General features: G+C 44.9%; 14 protein-coding genes and 1 tRNA gene. 13 read left to right on the forward strand and 2 right to left on the reverse strand.

What is annotated here, in order from left to right:
• Positions 1-453 precede the first annotated feature (453 nt).
• The 13 genes from guaB to NG821_RS05065 all read left to right on the forward strand — a co-directional run bounded on the left by guaB (position 454) and on the right by NG821_RS05065 (position 20,083).
• Positions 454-1,947 carry an IMP dehydrogenase gene (guaB, locus tag NG821_RS05005; protein WP_252760562.1) on the forward strand — a complete coding sequence of 498 codons (1,494 nt, stop codon included), beginning with the start codon at positions 454-456 and terminating at the stop codon, positions 1,945-1,947.
• Between the two features lie 42 nt (positions 1,948-1,989).
• Complete coding sequence (locus tag NG821_RS05010; RefSeq protein ID WP_252760563.1) at positions 1,990-3,393, forward strand: peptidylprolyl isomerase; 1,404 nt, start codon at positions 1,990-1,992, stop codon at positions 3,391-3,393.
• 8 nt (positions 3,394-3,401) lie between these two features.
• The gene (locus NG821_RS05015; protein WP_394802060.1) at positions 3,402-4,910 is read left to right on the forward strand and encodes a peptidylprolyl isomerase; all 1,509 of its coding nucleotides are present in this window, start codon (positions 3,402-3,404) and stop codon (positions 4,908-4,910) included.
• Entirely contained in the window at positions 4,907-6,628 is a 1,722-nt protein-coding gene (locus NG821_RS05020) for an OstA-like protein (RefSeq protein ID WP_252760565.1), read from the forward strand. Before NG821_RS05015 ends, NG821_RS05020 begins: the two co-directional genes overlap by 4 nt.
• Positions 6,629-6,941: 313 nt before the next feature.
• Positions 6,942-8,768, forward strand: a complete 1,827-nt coding sequence (gene mutL / locus NG821_RS05025; RefSeq protein ID WP_252760566.1) for a DNA mismatch repair endonuclease MutL — start codon at positions 6,942-6,944, stop codon at positions 8,766-8,768.
• Positions 8,769-9,098: 330 nt separating this feature from the next.
• Complete coding sequence (locus NG821_RS05030; RefSeq protein WP_252760567.1) at positions 9,099-10,259, forward strand: OmpA family protein; 1,161 nt, start codon at positions 9,099-9,101, stop codon at positions 10,257-10,259.
• A 535-nt stretch (positions 10,260-10,794) separates the two neighbouring features.
• Positions 10,795-10,869: transfer RNA gene (locus NG821_RS05035), tRNA-Val, on the forward strand.
• A gap of 209 nt (positions 10,870-11,078) precedes the next feature.
• A complete protein-coding gene (gene purB / locus NG821_RS05040) occupies positions 11,079-12,425 on the forward strand; it encodes an adenylosuccinate lyase (RefSeq protein ID WP_252760568.1) in 1,347 nt (448 codons plus the stop codon).
• A 302-nt stretch (positions 12,426-12,727) separates the two neighbouring features.
• Positions 12,728-14,305 carry a pseudouridine synthase gene (locus NG821_RS05045; RefSeq protein ID WP_252760569.1) on the forward strand — a complete coding sequence of 526 codons (1,578 nt, stop codon included), beginning with the start codon at positions 12,728-12,730 and terminating at the stop codon, positions 14,303-14,305.
• A gap of 61 nt (positions 14,306-14,366) precedes the next feature.
• Positions 14,367-15,767, forward strand: a complete 1,401-nt coding sequence (asnS, locus tag NG821_RS05050) for an asparagine--tRNA ligase (RefSeq protein WP_252760570.1) — start codon at positions 14,367-14,369, stop codon at positions 15,765-15,767.
• A gap of 168 nt (positions 15,768-15,935) precedes the next feature.
• Complete coding sequence (trpS, locus tag NG821_RS05055) at positions 15,936-17,024, forward strand: tryptophan--tRNA ligase (protein WP_252760571.1); 1,089 nt, start codon at positions 15,936-15,938, stop codon at positions 17,022-17,024.
• 265 nt (positions 17,025-17,289) lie between these two features.
• Positions 17,290-17,643, forward strand: a complete 354-nt coding sequence (locus NG821_RS05060; RefSeq protein WP_252760572.1) for a hypothetical protein — start codon at positions 17,290-17,292, stop codon at positions 17,641-17,643.
• A gap of 64 nt (positions 17,644-17,707) precedes the next feature.
• Positions 17,708-20,083: a TonB-dependent receptor gene (locus tag NG821_RS05065; protein WP_252760573.1), complete on the forward strand. Its 2,376-nt coding sequence runs from the start codon at positions 17,708-17,710 to the stop codon at positions 20,081-20,083.
• Between the two features lie 887 nt (positions 20,084-20,970).
• On the opposite strand, the gene NG821_RS05070 is transcribed toward NG821_RS05065, so the two are convergent.
• Positions 20,971-21,606, reverse strand: a complete 636-nt coding sequence (locus NG821_RS05070; protein WP_252760574.1) for a GDSL-type esterase/lipase family protein — start codon at positions 21,604-21,606, stop codon at positions 20,971-20,973.
• Entirely contained in the window at positions 21,596-22,420 is an 825-nt protein-coding gene (murQ, locus tag NG821_RS05075) for an N-acetylmuramic acid 6-phosphate etherase (RefSeq protein ID WP_252760575.1), read from the reverse strand. Before murQ ends, NG821_RS05070 begins: the two co-directional genes overlap by 11 nt.
• Between the last annotated feature and the right edge of the window lie 5 nt (positions 22,421-22,425).

A 22,425-nucleotide genomic window follows, 5' to 3' on the forward strand; every position in this document is an offset into this window, starting at 1 on the left:
AGTAAGGTTGTTCAAGGTCCATCTTTCGAGAAACTGTTCTCGTGTCGTTTCGGAGTCTTTCCTTTAAGTTGTTTGCCATAATGGCGGTACTGTCAACTGATTCAAATGCAGCACTTTTGTCTTTTTCTAATCTTTTTCCTTTCATTCTAACCTTATGCCGAAGAACTCGTTTCTTGTCGTGTTTTTTAGATCAGGAATTTTACCTTTTGCAGAGGGACATGATCCCGGAATGGTCTCCTGATTTCATCGTGTTGGAATAGGACATCATTGGGATGATGCGCTCTGAAAATCACTCTTCCGTGAGCTGATTATTACAGAGGCTGTTGGATAGGGTGAGCAGTCGGATTTATTGTTGGGTTAAATTGCTTTAATTGGAAATGAAATTCACGAAAGGCAGGAGTTATCTGAAAAATTATTGGTATATTTGCACGCAATAAATTTCTTAAACTATATATGTCATCATTTGTTGCAGATAAAATTGTAATGGACGGTCTTACTTTTGACGACGTCCTGTTGATACCCGCTTATTCCGAAGTATTGCCAAAGGAGGTAGTGTTAAAGACAAAATTCACTCGCCACATCAGTTTGAATGTTCCTTTTGTGACGGCAGCAATGGATACCGTAACAGAATCAGCTATGGCTATTGCTATTGCCCGTGAAGGTGGAATCGGCGTGATTCACAAGAATATGTCGATAGCAGAGCAAGCTCGCCAAGTGGCTATTGTCAAGCGTGCTGAAAACGGCATGATCTATGACCCTGTAACCATTCGGAGAGGAAAGACAGTGAAAGATGCCCTTGGCATGATGCATGAATATCATATTGGCGGTATTCCTGTGGTAGACGAGGAGAATCATCTTGTGGGAATTGTCACTAATCGTGACCTTCGCTTTGAGAAGCAAATGGACAAGAAGATCGACGTCGTGATGACTAAAGAGAATCTGGTAACCACCCGCCAACAAACTGACCTGAAGTCAGCTGCACAAACTTTGCAGAAATATAAGATTGAGAAATTGCCGGTTGTGGATAATGACAATCACCTTGTGGGGTTGATTACTTATAAAGATATTACCAAGGCAAAAGATAAACCGATGGCCTGTAAGGATGAGAAGGGCCGTTTACGTGTGGCAGCCGGTGTAGGCGTTACCGTAGATACCCTGGAACGTGTGCAGGCTCTCGTGGAGGCTGGTGTCGATGCTATTGTCATTGATACCGCTCACGGACATTCCAAAGGTGTTGTAGGAAAACTGGAAGGTGTGAAATCTTCTTTCCCCAATGTCGAAGTGGTAGTGGGTAATGTTGCCACAGGCGATGCTGCGAGATTCCTGGTGGATCATGGCGCTGATGCAGTGAAAGTCGGCATCGGTCCGGGATCTATCTGTACAACGCGTATCATTGCCGGAGTCGGTGTCCCACAGTTGAGTGCCGTATACGATGTCTATTCTGCCTTGAAGGGTACAGGCGTGCCATTGATAGCTGACGGTGGCATCCGTTATTCCGGTGACGTGACTAAAGCTCTTGCTGCAGGTGGCAACTGCGTGATGATTGGATCGATGGTCGCTGGTTGCGAAGAGTCTCCCGGCGATACAATTATATTTAATGGACGTAAATTCAAGGAATATCGGGGAATGGGTTCTCTGGAGGCTATGGAGCAGAAGAACGGATCCAGGGACCGCTATTTCCAGAACGACATCAAAGATGCCAAGAAACTTGTTCCTGAAGGGATCGCAGGACGTGTGCCTTACAAGGGAACACTGCAGGAGGTCATCTATCAACTTGTAGGTGGACTCCGCTCGGGTATGGGTTACTGTGGAGCTGGTACTATCCAGAAACTCCATGATGCTAAATTCGCACGCATCACCAATGCCGGCGTTCTGGAGAGTCATCCTCATGATATCACGATTACCAGTGAGGCTCCGAACTACAGTCGTCCTGACGAAATGGACTAAAAGTAACAGTTTGTTGTCATGATAGGGGTTCATGCGTTGTTAATGGCTGCTTTCCTTCTTACGGGAATGTCAGCCGGAGCTCAGGATGATCCGACTGTGATGACAATAGCCGGGCACCCGGTACACCGCTCAGAATTGGAATATTCTTACAACAGGAATTATCCGCAAGGGTCGGTTGACAAAAAGGGTCTAAAGGATTTTGTCCCGCTCTTTATCGACTATAAATTGAAAATACAAGCGGCACTGGATGCTCGCCTCGATACCCTTCCATCGTTCAGACGTCTTGTAACGGATTTCGGCACTGGCGAGAAAACTTCTTCTTCATCCCGGAATACGGATGATGTGGAAAGGGAGACGCTCAGAACTTACAATTCTATCCGGCAACGGATTGATGATAACGGTGGTATAGTGAAAGTCGCTCAGATCCTGATACCTTTAGGGCAGAGGGCGTCGGATATGCAGCAGAGAACTGCAAAAATGCTCGCTGACTCCATCTATGTGGCTTTGAAGAATGGCGCATCTTTCGCTGACTTGGCCCGCAGGTTCTCAGGAGACAGCGCCTCAGCTTTTAATGGCGGGGATTTGCCGTGGATAGCAAAGGGGCAGATGCTCTCTGAGTTTGAAGATGCCGCTTGGAATTTGCCAGTGGGTGAGATCAGTCACCCCGTCTTGTCTCCCTTGGGTTATCACATCATACTCTTGAGGGCTAAGCGCTCTTTCCTTCCTTACGATTCCGTGAAATCCGATCTTGCCCGGTTCGAGGAAGCGAGTCATCTCCGGGGACAATTGATAGATCATCAACTTGCAGATACGGTCATCGAAACCGGAAAGACCTCCGGCGATCTCAAAGAGAGTGCGGAGGCCCCTGCGGATAAAGATTTGCAGTATCAGAGACAGGCATATCATGACGGTCTGCTTTTGTCTGAAATGAGAAATAGGGTTATCGGGAACCAAACTCTGAATAATGAAAAGAATCTGGCCGAATATTTCAAGGAAAACAAGAAAAAATACAGATGGTCTCAGCCTCGATTCAAAGGCATCGTCTGCTATGTGAAAGATGAGAAGGAGGTCGGTCAGGTCAAGCGTTGCTTGAAGAATAAGCCTTTTGAGGACTGGGAGCAGATCTTGGCGCAGACATTCAATGTTGGTTCAGACGCTCAGGTACGTTTCGAAAAGGGAATATTCAGACGGGGCGAAAACGCGGCGATTGACCGGAAAATATTCAAGGACAATGTGCCGGTACAAACGATGAAGGGGTATCCTTACGAAGTGGTGTACGGCAAGAAGATGAAGAAGGGACCTGAGACTTACACCGATGTCCGGACATTGGTCATAGCTGACTATCAGGACGACCTCGAGAAACAATGGGTAGAGACTTTACATAAGAAATATCCGGTGACTATCAATGAAAAGGTACTGGCAAAAATATATCAACATCATAATTAGATCATAAGATGAGGAAAGGACAATATACGTTTTTGGGCTTAATGGCATTTCTGCTGTTATTGGGTGTATGCTCTTATGCAGCACAGTCTCACCATGGCATAGGGAGAAGTGCCGAGCCTGATTCTTTAGGAGCAGATTCCAATGCGACGGTAACTTCCGGCGCAGGGCAAAAACCGGCTTTGGCGCAAAGTCAGGATTCTGCTGAAGCTCCTTCTGCCACAAATGAGAACAGCATCGTAGATGAGGTGATCTGGGTAGTAGGAGACGAACCTATCTTGAAATCTGATGTTGAGGCTCTTCGCTTGCAGAGTGAGTCTGAAGGCGTGAAATTCTCCGGTGATCCGGATTGTTCCATACCTGAACAACTCGCGGTTCAAAAACTCTTCCTTCACCAGGCTGCACTGGATAGTATCCAGGTATCAGAGTCGGACGTCATTTCCGGCATTGACCAGCAGATCGATTACTGGGAACAGATGATCGGGTCGAAGGAAAAACTTGAAGAGTATCGTAAGGAGACTGTCGCTCAGATGCGTGAGGAAATGCACGATGATTTCAAAAATCGACAGTTGATCCAGAAAGAGCGTGAGAAGATCGTGGAGGATGTCAAAGTCACTCCGGGACAAGTCCGCAGCTATTTCAGAACAATTCCTGCTGACAGTATTCCTGAAGTGCCGGCAGAAGTCGAGGTCGAGATCCTTATGCGCCATCCTAAGGTGTCACAGGCTGAGATAGACCGAATCAAGGAGCAACTCCGTAATTTTACGGATCGTGTGAATAAAGGTGAGACCTCTTTCGCAACTTTGGCACGGCTCTATTCTGAGGATCCCGCTTCTGCCCGTAATGGGGGAGAATTGGGATATGTAGGGCGTGGTATGCTGGACCCGGCTTTTGCCAATGTCGCATTCAACTTGACTGACCCGAAGAAGATCTCCAAAATTGTGGAAAGTGAATATGGTTTCCATATCATCCAGTTGATCGACAAGCGTGGTGACAAGATCAATGTCCGTCATATCCTTCTCAAGCCTCAGGTATCTGATTCGTCCATTGTCAAAGCAACGGAGCAGTTGGATTCTATCGAAAGAGATATCCGGGCGAAGAAGTTTACTTTTGAGCAAGCTGCAACATTTATTTCTGATGATAAGGACACCAAGAGCAATCACGGTTTGATGGTCAATAATTCCCAGACTTCCCGTACTTCGCGTTTCCAAATGAAGGACCTGCCTACAGAAGTGGCCCGTGTAGTGGATACTTTGAAGGTGGGGGAGATATCTGTGCCTTTCCAGATGGTTGATGCCAAAGGCAAGACTACGCTGGCGATCGTCAAACTTATAGACAGGATCAATGCGCATAAAGCTACCATCACACAGGATTTTCAAGTGATGCGTGATGTCGTCCTCAACAAAGAGCGGGAGAAGGTCCTGCAAAATTGGATAGAAAACAAGATCAAGCATACTTATGTACAAATGAATGATAGATATAAAAATTGTCATTTCCAATATCAAGGTTGGGTGAGATGATTTCAGTCAAAGAGTTAAATTCGGTATGTCGCGGGCATAGATTCATCATCGTTTTGATTCTATGCCTGTTTGGCCTTTTCTTGGCTCAAGCAATGACACCTGTAAGGAAGAATCGTCGTGCGAAGTCATCTGAGCGGATCTACCTGTTACATGCTGATGAACTTTTTTACAACCAGTTTGGCAACAACCCCGGGGCTCAAATTGTCAAAGGCCATGTGGCTTTCCGTCATCAGGGCGCATACCTGTCTTGTGACAGTGCTTATTTCTATCAGGAATCCAATTCCGTAAAGGCTTTCGGACATGTCTATTTCAAACAGGGGGATACCTTGTCTTTGAGTTGTAACCGTGCCACTTATGATGGGGCTGCCCAGCAGATGGAAGCACGTAAAAACGTGGTGGTCCATCATCGCCGGCAGGTTCTGCGCACAGACAGTTTGAACTATGACCGTCTTTATAATCAGATCTTTTTCTTCGATGGGGGTTCTCTTGTTGACGGGCATGACAAACTTGTCTCAGATTGGGGAACTTATTATCCGGAAACACGCCAGGCGGTTTTCTACTATAATGTTCATCTGAGAAGTCCCAAGCATACGATCACCACTGATACCTTATATTATGATGTGAAGAAGGCGATGGCCCATATCCTCGGACCCAAGTCGAGGATTCGGACGGGCCAAACGGTCATCAGCACGTCAAATGCTTACTACAATACACGGACTGAACGAGCCCGGATGTACGGGCGGTCAACGGTGGTTGACGGGACGAAGACAATAACGGGTGACAGTTTGTTCTATGTCAAGAACGGATTCAGCAGGGGTTATGGACGGGTCATTTACAGGGATCTGAAGAATCATAATGCTTTGCACTGCGGCTATTTCAGGTATAATGAAAAGACGGGCTACGGTTTTGCGACGCGTGATCCGGTAGCTTTTGAATATTCTCATAAGGACACGCTTTACGTTCATTCTGATACCATGAAGATCTTCACCTTCAACATGAACAAGAAGAATGTGTACCGTAAAGTGTTGGCTTTTCATAAAGTGAAGGCTTTCCGGACAGATATTCAGGCGATCTGTGATTCTCTGGTCTATAACAGCAAGGATTCTTGTATGACCATGTACCACGACCCGATAGTCTGGAATGCTGACCGGCAGTTGTTGGGAGAAGTCATTATGGCTTATCTTGCCGATTCCACGTTGCGCAAGGCAGATGTGATCGGTCAGGCGCTGTCTGTACAAATCCTCCCTGACAGTGTCCACTATAATCAGATTTCATCCAAGGTGATGCACTCCTATTTTATAAAAGGTAATCCTCATACATCGGTGGCTATTGGAAATGTCCAGGCCGTTTACTATCCGGTAAATGACAAGGACAGTTCTCTGATGGGACTGAACTACACGGAGACGGATACGATGAAGATGTATATGTCTCCTGAAAAGAAATTGCAACGGATATGGATGCCTAAATCTCAGGGGACGCTGTACCCGATGACTCAGATTCCGCCATCGAAATTGAAGTTGCCTGATTTTCAGTGGTTCGCTGATCTGCGCCCTAAGAACAAGGATGATATTTTTGTATGGCGGGGAAAAGGTCAGGGGCAGCAACTGAAGATGCAGAAGCGGCATGAGGCTCCTCTCCAACATTTGGAGAAACCGACGGGTGTAACCGGAAACGGTCCTGATACTTCGCCTGTGACAGATGCCGCAAAAGGTTCCTAAGGGCAGCCTCGACCTCGATATTCTGATTACACCTTATTATATATACATTTCTCTTTGGCAGAAGGTGCACTTTGCCTTAATTTTGACACAGACTGTTGAGTGAACTGTTGTGCGCCTTTGTAAATTTTGGCAGTCAGAATTTCTTTTCGGGAGAGAAATGGCTTGTTTTTCATTCGTTCATTTGAATGGTACGGAATTTGCAGGATATCTTGATGGAGCAATCCCCGACGAGATGGAAAGGCAGTTCTACTGATATCCTTTTTGGTCAGATTCGCATCTCGGGGATGATGTTAAATGCTTAAAAAGTTCGTTTATGAGTGACAGAATACAACTTCTTCCAGATTCTGTAGCCAATCAGATCGCTGCAGGTGAGGTGATCCAGCGTCCTGCATCAGTGATAAAGGAATTGGTGGAGAATGCAGTGGATGCCGGGGCGAAGACGATACATGTGGTGATCGTGGATGCTGGCCGTACGTCTATCCAGGTGATAGATGACGGTTGCGGCATGTCGGAGACGGATGCACGTCTGGCCTTTGAACGCCACGCGACCTCAAAGATAAGAAAGGCTGAAGATTTGTTTGCCTTGCATTCTATGGGTTTCCGTGGGGAAGCCTTGCCTTCTATCGCTGCTGTGGCACAGGTAGAACTGAAAACCCGTCAAACTGGGGAGGAGATCGGCACTCATCTGTCCATATCCGGCTCTGAATTTGGGAGTGAAGAACCTTGCTCTTGCCCGGTGGGCAGCAACTTCAAAGTTGAAAATCTGTTCTTCAATGTTCCTGCCCGCAGGAAATTTCTCAAGTCCAATACGACAGAACTGAATAATATCATCACGGCTTTCGAGCGGATCGTGCTGGTTTATCCGCAGCTGACCTTTACGCTGCATAGTAATGGCGTCGAAGTTTTCAGTCTTCATCCGGGGAGTTTCCGCCAGCGGATTGTCGAGGTCTTCGGCAAAAGGTTGAATCAGGATCTGCTGCCTTTGAAGGTCGACACCTCTTTATGTAAGATCACGGGCTTCGTAGGCAAACCTGAATCTGCAAAGAAGAAAGGTGTCAAACAGTTTTTCTTTGTCAACGGCCGATATATGAGGCATCCTTATTTTCATAAAGCCGTGATAAATGCTTACGAGCGTTTGATACCTGCAGACGAGCAAGTCCCATATTTCATCTGCTTTGATGTCGATCCGAAGAATATCGATGTCAATATCCATCCGACGAAAACGGAGATCAAGTTTGACAGTGAACAGGCGATTTGGCAGATTCTGTCTTCTGCAGTGAGAGATGCTGTGGGAATGTTCAATGATGTCCCGTCCATTGATTTTGACACAGAGGGGAAACCGGACATTCCGGTATTCAATCCTGACAGTGCCGTGACTTATCCGAAAGTCAACTATAATTCCAATTACAATCCCTTCAGTACTTCTCCTTCAGGACAGCCGTCTTCGGCAGCTCCGAAAGAGTGGGAGAAGTTGTATGAAGGTTTGGAAAAGAAGGCGGACACACAAAGCGAAGGTATTTTCCCTTCTGAAAATGAGGTTGCCGGATCTGAAGGGCAATCTAAAATGACGGATGAAAAATCGCCCGCCCACTATCAGTATAAAGGTAAATATATTCTTACTGCCGTGAAGTCCGGACTGATGTTCATCGATCAGCATAGGGCCCACATCCTTATATTATATGAACAGTATCTCAAACAGTTGGAGCAGCACAAGAGTCATTCCCAGAAAGTTCTGTTTCCTGAAGTCGTCCAGATACCGGCTTCTGATCAGGTGATGCTGAAAACGGTTTTGCCGGAAATGGAAGAACTGGGGTTCGAACTTTCTGACCTGGGCAATGGAAGTTATGCTGTCAATGGCGCTCCGGAAGGTTTGGAAGGCTTGGACTTCAACAGTTTGTTCACGGATATGATCAGTGCGGCTGTTGAAAAGGGGTCTAAAGTCAAGGATGAGATTAACCGGACGTTGGCTTTGAGTCTGGCTCGTCATGCGGCTATTCCTCAGGGACAAGTTCTCAACAATGAAGAAATGGAAAATATTGTCAACAGTTTGTTCGCTTGCCAGCACCCTAAATACACCCCTGACGGGAAGTGTATTGTCGGAATTCTTTCTCAAAATGAGATCGATCATTTGTTGGATTAATGAAATTAGCTGAAAGAGGTCATTTGATGAATCTTAATTGCTTATCGAGCGAATTTCTTAGACTGATGACACACTTTTTTCGCTTATTTTGTTCATATTTTTCCAATTAGATAGTAATAAAAGATGATTGGAGTTGCAAAAAAATGTAAATTTAATTTTAAAAGATGTGTATATCGCGTATAAAACGTGGAAATGGCGCTATATAAATAAGATTTTAGTTAAAAACATCAATTTTCTTTCAATAAAGACGGCTAGTTTTGAAAATAATGTTTATCTTTGCCAAGAATTAAGAGTAATAATAAATTTAAATTGAGTGTTAAAATAAAAGTTATGAAAAAGTTTTTGATTCTTTTGGCTTGTGCTACGACAATGTCTACGGGCGTTTTCGCTCAAGACGAACAAGAAGCACAAGACGCTACACCTACGGAAAAGTACAGTGTGGCAACAAATTCTTTCTGGAGCAATTGGTTTATCCAGGGAGGTGGTAGCTGGAATGCATGGTATTCTAACGAAGAGCATGGACTGGGTCTTTCAAGATCTCCGATCAAGAAGTTCCGTTCTAATCCTGGTGCTTCAATCGCTATTGGTAAGTGGTTCACACCTGAGATCGGTCTTCGTACCAAGGTCCAGGGTATCTGGGGCAAAGCAGTAACCGATGGTGACAACTATGGCAATTCCAATAAGTATTGGACAGCTAACGAGCAAGTGCTTATCAATGCAAGCAATTTGTTCTTTGGCTATAATCCAAACCGTGTATGGAATGTCATTCCGTTTGCCGGTGCCGGTGCAACTCGTTCTATGACCTACAACCGCTATGCTGTAGCTCTTAGTGCTGGTGTTCAGTCCACTTGGAAGATTAACAACCTTGTTAATGTCTTCGCTGAAGGTGGCGTAATCAGTATGGGTGGTGACGGTGATGGTATCAATGCTAACGGTGGTCGTCATCGTGGCTGGGATAACCATGACAATCAGTTCTATGCTGAAGTTGGTGTCAACATCAATCTTGGTAAATCTACTTGGGACAAAGTTCCTGACGTAAATGCCTTGAACGCTATGCACCAGTCTCAGATTGACGCTTTGAAGAGCCAGCTTAATGACGCTAACTCTGAAAACGAGCGCTTGAAGAACGAACTCGCTAACCAGAAGCCTGCTGAAAACGTTAAGGAATTTGTCAATACTCCTGTTTCAGTATTCTTCAACCTTGGCAAGTCTACGATCGCTTCTCAGAAGGATCTCGTAAACGTTCGTGCTTTGGCTAACTACGCTAAGGATAACAGCAGCAAGCTGAATGTTACCGGTTATGCCGACAAGGCTACAGGTACTCCTGCATTCAACCAGACTCTGTCTGAAAAGCGTGCTCAGACTGTTGCTAACGAACTCGTTAAGATGGGTGTCGACAGCAGCAATATCAATGCCAAAGGTGAAGGTGGTGTAGATGAACTCTCTCCAATTTCCTTCAACCGTCGTGTAACTGTTCAGGTAGCTGAATAAGTTATTTAAGAAATTATAAAAGGGCGATCTCTTTCGAGACTGCCCTTTTTTTGTCTTCTTATGTGAGAGGAGTTGAAGACCTGGCGTGGTCGGAATCAGACGCAAGTTTTACTGAAATAAAGGACTTTGGCAGAGCCTCCCTTTGAGTGCTGTGTTGAGGTTGATGGAGGCCTTCTATACAAAGGATATCTTCAGAGAAGACGACCCTTCCAGATGTGTAGGGCTCTCTTAGAATAGCAGGCGATGAATCTAATCTTTTCGGAATTATGTTCGATGGTATGTCGGTGGATTCTCACTGATCCTTTTCTTTCAATGTACAGATGCGCCAAGCGGTCTTATCCGAAATGTTTTCGGTTGCATAGGACCCTTAAAAAAACGTCACACAGTGGTCAAAAGTCGCTGATACCAGTCCCCCTTCAATGTCTTTTGTTGCTCGCATTATAACTTGTATTTTGGAATTTTTATTAAAAAATTGGTGAAATATTTGGCAGGATAAAATAAAATCACTACCTTTGCACCCGTTCTACAGAAGTGAGGGCGTTTAGCTCAGCTGGTTTAGAGCATCTGCCTTACAAGCAGAGGGTCGGCGGTTCGAATCCGTCAACGCCCACGAGGGGTGTTCCCTGTAGTCCTTCGGGATTGCAGGGATTTTTTTATAACCCTCTTTAACTCTTTCCAAATGTTGACCTGAGGCCTTGAAATTGACATTTAGTAACCTGTTTGTATGTTTTTCTTTGTTTTAAAATAATTTATCAATTCTATTTTAGGCTTTATCGATTTTAATCATTATATTTGCAACATATATAAATATACACGATAATGAATCTTGATGTATTAACCGCGATTTCACCTATTGATGGCCGCTACCGAAACAAAACGGAACTTTTGGCAAATTATTTCTCCGAGTATGCTCTAATAAGGTATCGCATTCACGTGGAAATAGAATACTTCATTACACTTTGTGAACTCCCTTTGCCTCAGTTGAAATCTTTTGACCATCAATTATTCGGTCAGTTACGCGACATATACAAGAATCTTTCCGAAGAGGATGCACAACGTGTAAAGGATATTGAGAAGGTAACAAATCACGATGTCAAGGCTGTAGAGTACTTTATCAAAGAGCAATTTGACAAATTAGGCATAGATGAAAAATACAAGGACTTTGTCCACTTCGGACTGACTTCACAAGATATCAATAACACTGCAACACCCTTGATGATCAAGGATGCCCTCAATAAGGTCTATATCCCACAGTTGGAAGAACTGATTCAGTTGCTTCAGGGTTATGCTGAGGAGTGGAAAGATATCCCAATGCTGGCAAAGACTCATGGACAACCGGCTTCCCCGACACGTTTGGGAAAAGAGATCGAAGTGTTCGTCTATCGCCTGAATACCCAACTCCATTCTTTGAAAGACTGCAAGATCACAGCGAAGTTTGGTGGGGCAACGGGTAATTATAATGCACAATATGTCGCTTATCCTGACTATGATTGGAAGAAAATAGGGGATCGGTTTGTTGAAGATAAACTCGGGCTTGAGCGTGAACAGTATACGACTCAGATCAGCAATTATGATAATCTGGGGGCTGTCTTTGATGCGCTTCGTCGCCTGAATACGATAATGATAGACCTCGACCGGGATTTCTGGATGTATATCTCGATGAATTATTTCAAACAGAAAATCAAAAAGGGCGAAGTCGGTTCCAGCGCAATGCCTCACAAAGTCAATCCAATTGACTATGAGAACAGTGAAGGCAATTTGGGTATCTCAAATGCCATTCTTCAGTTCCTGGCTCGTAAGTTGCCGGTGAGCCGCCTGCAAAGGGACCTTACAGATTCTACTGTCATCCGCAATGTGGGGGTTCCGATGGGACATAGTATCATTGCTATCCAGAGTACTATAAAAGGACTTCACAAACTCATTCTGAATGATCAGAAGATCCAAGAGGACTTGGATGATAATTGGGCTGTAGTCGCCGAAGCTATCCAGACCATTCTGCGTCGTGAGGGATATCCTAATCCCTACGAAACTTTAAAAGACCTCACCCGTACCAATGAAAAGATAACGGAAGAAAAGATTCATGATTTTATCAATGGACTGAATATAAGTGACCGTGTGAAAAAAGAACTCCTGGCAATTACACCACGCAATTATACAGGTATGTAATAAATAAAGATAACAAAGTTGACAATCAACGCTAAAGCAAAAGATTTGATACCGTATTGACCGAATTTAGATTTACACGTGAATGATGAGTTTTTCTCATTGAACTGAAAGTGCCGGACAGATGGTTTTGAATAGAAAAGGACAGAGTAGTTCTCCTTTCCCTTTTTGTAGCTCAGCAAATAAACAAATGGAAGTAGCGTGTTTTCAGATAGGGTAGAGTAAGGATACTATTAATTTACATAGAATAATAAAGATTTTATTTTAACTAACCTGGCCGTGAGGCCATAAAAGGAAATTTAGACATGGATTCAGAAGAAAACGAAAACAATCTTAAAGACGCGTCTGCAACAAATAACAATAGCAGTCGTAACAATAACGATAATAGTTCAGATAACTATAAGTCGTCAGATAGTGCTCAGAATAACTATCGGGGAACAGGGCGTCCCCGTCCCCGTATACATGTTCAGAAAGCTTATAGCTCAAATCGAGGCGGTAATGGCAACCCGTCGGCTGAAGGTGGTGGGTTCATGCCTGAAGGTTTTGGCAATGGACTCCAGAATGGTCAGGGTGGCAACTCTGACTACCAGCAGCACTCGGGTTATTCTCCAAGAGGGGGAGGGTATCATTCCTCCAGAGGAGGCTACAATAACAATAGGGGCGGTTACAGCTCCGGTGGCTATAATGGCAATAGAGGAGGCTATGGAAATCGTGGCAATTATCAGCCCCGTCAGCAAGGTGGCTATCGCCCGAGATATAATAATGGTGGTCCTGACGAAGGTGGCTATCGTCCGCGTTATAACGCTCCTGAAGGAGAAGGAAACGGCTATCGTCCCCACTATAATAATAATTCTGACGAGGAAAACGGTTACCAGTCTCGTGGCGGTTACCAGTCCCGTGGTGGCTATCAGTCACGAGGTGGCTATCAGTCCCGAGGAGGATATAACAACAATCGTGGGGGATACTCCCGCGGTGGTGGCTATGGCAATCGCAACAGCGGCGGTTATGGTTATAATCGTGGCGGTGGCTATGGCAATAATAGAGGCGGCTATGGCAATAACAATTACCGTGGCGGCAGTCGTCCGCATTCCGATGACTACGATCCGAATGCAAAATATAGCCTCAAGAAACAGATAGAATATAAAGAAGAAAATGTAGATCCTAATGAACCGATACGTTTGAATAAATTCCTTGCCAATGCCGGTGTTTGCTCCCGTCGTGAGGCAGATGAATTCATTCAGGCTGGTGTCGTGCAGGTGAATGGCAAGGTGGTCACAGAACTGGGTACGAAAGTCCTTCGCTCTGATGAGGTGAAATTCCATGATCAGGCGGTTACCTTGGAGAAGAAGGTCTATATCTTGTTGAATAAACCTAAAGGCTACGTCACTACGAGCGATGATCCACAGCAGCGTAAGACGGTGATGGATCTGGTTAAGGGGGCTTGCCCTGAACGTATCTACCCTGTCGGTCGGTTGGACCGGAATACGACAGGTGTTCTCCTGTTGACGAATGACGGGGACTTGGCTAGTAAGTTGACTCACCCGAAATTCCTGAAGAAGAAAGTTTATGCCGTCCAACTTGACAAACCTGTTACGGCTCATGACCTGCAGCAGATCGCTGACGGCGTTACCTTGGAAGACGGGGAAGTTCATGCTGATGCAGTGGAATATGCTGATGATAGGGATAAGACCAAGGTGGGCGTAGAGATCCACAGTGGCAAGAACCGTATCGTCCGTCGAATCTTCGAGAGTCTTGGCTATCGTGTCATACGACTTGACAGGGTGCTCTTCGCAGGTCTGACTAAAAAGAATCTCCGCCGAGGTGACTGGCGCTTCCTTACGGAACAGGAAGTGGATATGCTTCGAATGGGCGCTTTTGAATGATACAGAGAGAGCCGGCATTTCATAAAGGCCGGCTCTTTGTCAATTAATAGTTAAGAGAGAAATGAAAAGAACAAAAGTTGTTTCTGCTTTAAAAGGTACTGACTTAGGAAAAGAAGTCAATGTAAAAGGATGGGTCCGCTTTCATCGGACGAGCAAGGCCGTTGATTTTATTGCTGTAAATGATGGCTCAACCATTAATAATATACAGGTTGTCGTCAGTCCTTCTGATTTCGACCCGGATACGCTGAAGAAAATAACTATAGGTTCTTGTATCAGTGTCATTGGCACGTTGGTCAAGAGCAAAGGAAAAGGACAGGCTTATGAGATACAGTGCAAGAGTATCGAGATATATGGCCTTTGTCCTTCTGATTATCCCATGCAGAAAAAGGGGCAGAGTTTCGAGTATATGCGTAAATATGCTCACCTCCGCCTGCGGACCAATACCTTTGGCGCCGTTTTCCGCATTCGCCATCATCTGGCTATGGCTATCCATAAATACTTCGATGAGCATGGTTTCTACTATTTCAATACACCGTTGCTTACCTCTTCGGACGCCGAGGGCGCAGGGGATATGTTTCAGGTGACCACTTTGGACATTGACCATGATAAAATCAAACCTGGAGCAGAGGGAAAAACAGATTATAGTGAGGACTTCTTCGGCAAGAAAGTGAACCTGACTGTCTCCGGACAATTGGAAGGGGAGTTGGGGGCGACTGCACTGGGAGCCATTTATACTTTCGGACCGACATTCCGCGCTGAGAATTCGAATACCCCCAGGCATTTGGCAGAGTTCTGGATGATTGAACCGGAAATAGCCTTTCTGGATATGACCGGGTTGATGGATCTCGAAGAGGATTTCATCAAATTCTGTGTGAAATATGCTTTGGATCATTGTCAGGACGACTTGGCTTTCCTGAATAAGATGATTGACAAGGGGCTTCTGGAACGCCTGCAGTCGGTGCTGAAGGAGGATTTTGTCAGACTACCTTATACTGAAGGCATTAAAATCCTGGAAGAAGCTGCCAAGAATGGGCATCACTTTGACAATCCTGTCTCCTGGGGTATCGATCTTGCCAGTGAGCATGAGCGCTATCTCGTGGAAAACCATTTCAAACGCCCTGTCATCATGACAGACTATCCTAAAGACATTAAGGCTTTCTACATGAAGATCAACGAGGATGACAAGACCGTTCAGGGAACGGATGTCCTTTTCCCGCAGATCGGTGAAATCATCGGAGGAAGTGTCAGAGAGGCTGATTATGACAAACTGCTTTCTGAAATCCATCGCCGTCATATTCCGATGAAGGATATGTGGTGGTATCTGGATACACGGAAGTATGGTTCCTGCCCTCATGCCGGTTTCGGACTGGGATTTGAGCGTCTTGTCCTCTTTATTACAGGTATGCAGAATATTCGCGACGTCATTCCTTTCCCGCGGACACCGAAAAATGTGGAATTCTAAATAGGAAATTCAAATTTCCGGCCTTTCTAATGTTCAGATATCGGTCTGTGGCAGCGGAGGCAGGAGATTTCTAAAATGTTGAATAATGGCAGAGTACCTTTCTCCTTTTCTCTTTTAATAGATGTAAGAGCGGAGACGGGGACTTCTGACTACAAATAAGTAAATTTCATGGGGAAAGTAATTTTAACGGGAGATCGTCCGACAGGGAAACTTCATCTCGGACATTATGTGGGTTCACTTCAGCGTCGCGTCCAACTTCAGAATCAGGGCGACTATGACCGTATGTTTGTCTTTATGGCTGACGTGCAGGCTTTGACAGATAATGCTGACAATCCTGAGAAGATCCGGCAAAATATCATAGAAGTAGCTTTGGATTATCTTTCTGCCGGCCTTGATCCCGAGAAATGCACACTCTATATTCAGAGCCGGATTCCTGAACTTGCCGAATTGACAGTTTATCTGGAAAATCTGGTCAGTGTGAGCCGTGTACAGCGCAATCCTACTGTGAAGACTGAAATCAAGATGCGCAACTTTGAAGCGAATATTCCTTTGGGGTTCTTTTGCTATCCTGTCTCACAGGCTGCGGATATTGCGGCTTTCAAGGCAACGACTGTACCTGCAGGTGAGGATCAGGAACCGATGCTGGAACTGACAAGGGAATTGGTCCGCCGCTTTAATCAGATCTACGCTCCTGTATTGGTGGAGCCTAATATCATGCTCCCCGAGAATTCTTCTTCTCGTCGGTTGCCGGGTACGGACGGCAAGGAGAAGATGAGCAAGAGTTTGGGTAATTGCATTTATCTGAGTGATGACAAAGATACGGTTTGGCAGAAAGTACGTTCCATGTACACGGACCCTTCGCATGTCAATATCGATGATCCCGGACATCTGGAGGGAAATACCGTATTCACTTATTTGGATGCGTTCTCCTCAGAAGAGGATTTTGCCGATTTCTGGCCTGACTACAAAACTCTGGATGACCTCAAGGCTGCTTATACTCATGGAGGTGTGGGCGATATGAAATGTAAGAAATTCCTGAATAAGATCCTGAATAAGATGCTGGACCCTATTCGTGTACGGCGTCATCAATATGAGCAGGATATTCCGGAAATCTACAATATCCTGAAAAAAGGATCTGATAAGGCACGTGAAGTGGCTGCACAGACCATGGATGAGGTTCGTAAGTCAATGCGGATAGATTATTTCGAAGACCAACAGTTGATTCAGCAACAGGCCGAGAAATACAAAGCAAAATAAGGTCTGAATGATAAAGACCGATAAGGCTGTGTCTTGAATATGGACACAGCCTTTTTGCATTTATGGGAAGGCTTGCCTGTCAGGGAGGAATTGTCTGTCAGGGAGGAATCGTCTGTCAGAGTGGGATGGCTTGACTATTAAATGTGAATTTGTTTTCATAAAACTTTTAATCGTTTTTCAGAAAGGATGATATAAAAGACGAAAATTCGTTAAATCGATAGCCTCATAATGGCTTATTGGAGAAAAAAGGTTTAACTTTGTTATCGTGAATTTAGGCAAAAGACGACAACGTATCGCTCAGTTGCTGCTGGCCGTGTTTGTACCGGTCCTGCTTCTGACTATCACACACTGTCATACAGAGGTGGAAAAGCCTGCTGCACCTTGTGTGCTCTGCCTGCATCATGTGCCTCATACTGATCTCTCTTCGGGTGCTTTGCTGGCATTGCAGAACTGCGTTATCTGCCATTTCTCCGTATTGCCCTATATCATACCAGTATTGATAGGGTTTATTGCGGTGGCATTGTCGCTTTCTATTCTCTTTTTCAGAAAGAAAATAGATTATCTTTTTGTCTATTCTCCCAAACTTCATTCCAGAGCACCACCGTATTTGATATTTTGATCAGTTTTTTATTAGGGACTGTGAGAGCCCTTAATGTCATTTCTTCAAAATATAAATACGAAATATGAAAGTATTGAATTTAATATTGTCACTGTTGTGCTTTGCCATGACTGTGACAGCAGAACCTGTAGGTCAAAAAGTCCAACTCCAGGGTACTGTGACTGATGCCGTAGATGGCAGTCCTCTTACGGGAGTCGTGATTTCTATTCCCAGTCTCAACAAAAATGCGGTAAGTGACAGTAATGGGAAATACATTTTTAATGATCTTACTCCATGTAAGGCTTTAGTCCAAGTCAGTTATCTGGGACATCAGACTCAAACTAAGATGGTCGATTTGACCAAAGTGTCGAATCTGGACTTTGTCATGAAAGAAGCCAATGCAATGATCAATGAGGTTGTCGTGACCGGCATCTCAGGGAATACGTTGAGTAAGAATTCTCCTATGCCTGTCGCAGTTTTATCTGCTGAGCAGTTGCAACTTACTTCTTCTACCAATATCATCGATGCCTTGTCCAAGGTGCCTGGCGTATCCCAGGTAACGACTGGAGGCGGAATTTCCAAACCTGTTATCAGGGGTTTGGGCTATAATCGTGTCGTTGTTGTCAATGACGGTGTTCGTCAGGAAGGCCAGCAATGGGGTGATGAACATGGTATAGAAATTGATCCTCAGACGGTTGGCTCTGTAGAAGTGTTGAAGGGCCCTGCAAGTTTGATGTATGGTTCAGATGCCATGGCCGGTGTGGTGATTTTCAATCGCGACCCTTTCATGCCTGAAGGAAAGATGATGGCTCAGGTCGGTTCGGAATATCAGACGAATAACGGTTTATTTGATTATACCGTCGATTTTGCAGGTAATCAGAAGGGGTTTGTCTGGAACGGCCGCTATAGTGATAAAATGGCTCATGCCTATAAAGACAAATATGATGGTTATGTGCTCAATTCCCAGTTCCGTGAACGTGCTGCCAGTGCTGTCATGGGATATAATGGACCTAAAAGCAGTACGCTGCTTACTTTAAGTTATTATCACCTGACACCGGGTATCGTGGAAGGGGATCGTGATGAAACGACCGGTCAATTCCTGATGCCGTATAATAATAATGGACAGGAAGACGAACGTATTGCTACTGATCATGAACGGAAAACATATGGTAGGGGAATGCCTTATCAGCAGATCCATCATTATAAGGCTGTACTGGACAATACCATCTTTCTCGGTAGCGGACAGTTGAAGACTTTGATTGGCTATCAGCAGAACCGTCGCCAGGAATTTGAGAACCCGGTAACCCCCAATACTTGCGGGTTGTATCTCTTATTGCATACCGTCAACTATGATTTCCATTATCAGTCTCCGGTCTTCAATGGGTGGAGCATGGCGACAGGTATCAACGGAATGTATCAGAAGTCTGTCAATAAAGGTTCGGAATATCTGATACCTGCATACCGACTTTTCGATTATGGCGTGTTCGCTATGGCTGACAAGGACTTGGGTGATTTCCATTTCAGTGGTGGCTTACGCTATGACCAGCGTCATCTGCACAGCGATGCTTTGACGGATGACGGCAAACAGCGTTTTACTTCTTTCAAACATGACTATCATGGAGTGACCGGGAGTTTGGGAGCAACATGGAATGCTACCAGACAATTGAACGTGAGGTTGAATCTCTCTCGGGGATTCCGTGTTCCGACAATCAGTGAACTCGCCTCTAATGGTGTTCATGATGGGACTGTTCGTTACGAACTCGGACAGAAAGGTCTGAAACCGGAGAACAGTTGGCAGGTGGACCTTGGCTCTGACTATACTTCTGACATCGTTTCCGCTCAGGTTTCTCTGTTTGTCAATCGGATCAACCATTATGTCTTTTCGAGAAAGTTGACTGATGCAGATGGAAAACCCGTGATTACTGATGGCTTTGATACGTATCAGTTTGCTGCCGGTAATGCGTGTCTGTCAGGCGGTGAACTCAATATTGACATTCACCCGGTTGAGGCTTTGCATTTTGAGAATGACTTCTCTTATGTCAATTCCATACAGTTACATCAACCGAAGGAATCAAAATATCTTCCGTTTACTCCTGCTCCTCGTTGGAATTCTTCCTTGCATTATGATTTTATCAGAGACGGACGTGTCTTCAACAATCTTTTTGCAGGAATAGACATGGAGTGTGACTTTAAGCAGACCCATTTCTATGCAGAGGGCGGAACCGAGACAGAGACACCTTCCTATACGTTGTTCAATCTTTCTGCAGGAACTGAAATCCGTAACAAAGGTAAGAAATTGGCTTCTATTGTCTTTTCTGCGAACAACATCTTCGATCGGGGCTATCAAAGTCATTTGAGCCGTCTGAAATATGAGGATGTCAATAATTACACCGGTAGAACAGGTGTATTCAACATGGGACGTAACTTTGGAGTCAAAGTCTTAGTGCCTATTGCTCTCTAATTGGACAGATCTTAGAATAGCTTTCTTTTATTATAAAGGGCAGGAATATCTTATATCCCTGCCCTTTTTTATTATAGATACCTGTTGGCATAATTTGTCCGGAGTACATTTAACTCTCCTAATCGGTCGTTGACTAATGGAATCGAGTGATATTGCAAATAGTCTGGTTCTTGCAGGGATCATGGAAAACTGGTCTGCAGTTGGTTTTGCATCATTACGGAAAATGATTTTACTCTCGTCTGACAGAGTTTGACGTTTTTCGTTCCTGTCGGTGCACGTCTTTGTATCTGAAGATGCACGTCCTTTCATGTCGTTGGTACTTATCCATTCATTGTGTGCTGTACGACTATACGTTCTGTTCACCGTTTTATCAGGTTCTGTTGATGAGTTCCATGAGGTTTTATTGATAAGTTTTATGAGGTTCTGTTCACGTGCTTTATGAGGTTCTGTTCACGTACGTCCTTACACTGTCAAGACGTACGACATGAGCCCCTAATAACGTACGTCCTTACACCCTAATAACGCACGTCAACAGATTAACATAACCGTTTTGTCCACCAAAAGCCCAAATAGGGAACGAGGAGGGAACGTACAGGGAACGAGAAGGGAACGGGAGGGAACGGATTTGTTTTTGACTTGTCCTTGATTTGTCTCTACGACAGAAATGCTGAGGAGCAGGTGGTGATTACCGGTTACTTGGTCGGCAAGTGGCGGTATATTGCAACTCTCAGCAGAATATTTGATCTTTTGTTTGTTGCGTTTTCAAGTCATCGTATTTTTGGAACTAAAGGCAGATCTTCTCTTGTTTTCTCAAGAGGTTATCCCCGTTATCTGTGATAAAACTCATCGATATTGCAGGGAGATAAGATTTGAAAACCGGGATGTTGTCAAGGTAGACCCAGTATTTTCTTCAGTGCCGTTACCCATATTGCATAGCCCTTTTCTGTCAGATGAAGGCCGTCGACAGTCAGTTCCGGTCGCATGACATTTGAGTCGGGTAGGGTGAAAAGCGGGAAAAGATTGAGGAAGGAAACGCCTTTTTCTTCTGCCTTCTGATGGAGCAGTGTATTGACTTCAACGACTGTATCGGTCTTCCTCTCCAGAAGTTTCCATTGATGGAAACTCACATTGATCGGAAGTAAACTTTGCAGTAGGACTTTCGTACTAGGAGACTGCCGGCGTATTTCAGCGCATATCCTGAAGATACCATTCGCCACTTCCTGCGGTTCATCATCGTGTGAAATATCATTGATGCCAGCGAGAAAGATGATGGCAGTCGGATGGAAAGGCAGTACCTGATAGAGCCGGTCATAGATGCCATCCGTATCATCGCCTGCAATCCCGCGATTGATATATGGCCCCTCATCCCTGCCTAATAAGCGCTTGTTCCAGTTTCCTCCGAATTGCGTCAGGCTGTCGCCTAACATGACTGTATCAGTAGGTCTGATCGGGGGCTCGGAATCAAACTGTTTTTTCATTTCCTGATACGAGTCACAATAGACGTGTCCGTTGTTATTTGTCATCCTCTTCACGATAAGCATCAATCGCTTTCTTGACAGATCCGTGCATGAGCAATATACGTTTGGCATGGTCGTAATCCAGACCCAGTTCATCCATGATCATCCGTGTTCCGCGATCGATCAGTTTTTTATTCGTCAGTTGCATATTCACCATCTTGTTTCCTTTTACACGACCAAGGCGGATCATGACTGTTGTGGAGATCATATTGAGGATCATCTTCTGTCCTGTCCCGGACTTCATCCTGGAACTTCCGGTCACGAATTCCGGCCCTACGATCATTTCGATGGGAACATCAGCTTCTGCCTCTATGGGTGCCGAAGGATTGCTGGTGATGCATCCTGTGAGGATGCTGTGGGCTCTGGCTTCATGTAAAGCCCCGATCACATAAGGTGTTGTCCCGGAGGCAGCGATGCCGATTACAGTGTCGTGGACATTGATATGGTGTTCCTGCAACTCTTTCCATCCCCGTTTCGTATCGTCTTCCGCATTCTCTACCGCATTGCGGAGGGCAACGTCTCCACCTGCAATGAGTCCGATGATATGAGTAGGGGGAACGCCGAATGTCGGTGGAATCTCAGAGGCGTCAAGCACGCCCAGCCTGCCGCTTGTACCTGCTCCCATATAAAAAATACGTCCGCCTTTCCTCATGCGCGGTACAATGAGAGAAACGAGTTTTTCGATTTCCGGAATGGCTTTTTCCACTACAAAAGCCACCTTCTTGTCCTCTGTATTGATATCTACAAGCAATTCATGGATTGATTTTTTCTCGAGATTGTCATAGAGCGAGGACTGTTCTGAAATTTTTTGAAATGCCATAAGCT

Origin of the sequence: Segatella cerevisiae, from assembly GCF_024054555.1 — a bacterium.
GTDB lineage: Bacteria > Bacteroidota > Bacteroidia > Bacteroidales > Bacteroidaceae > Prevotella > Prevotella cerevisiae.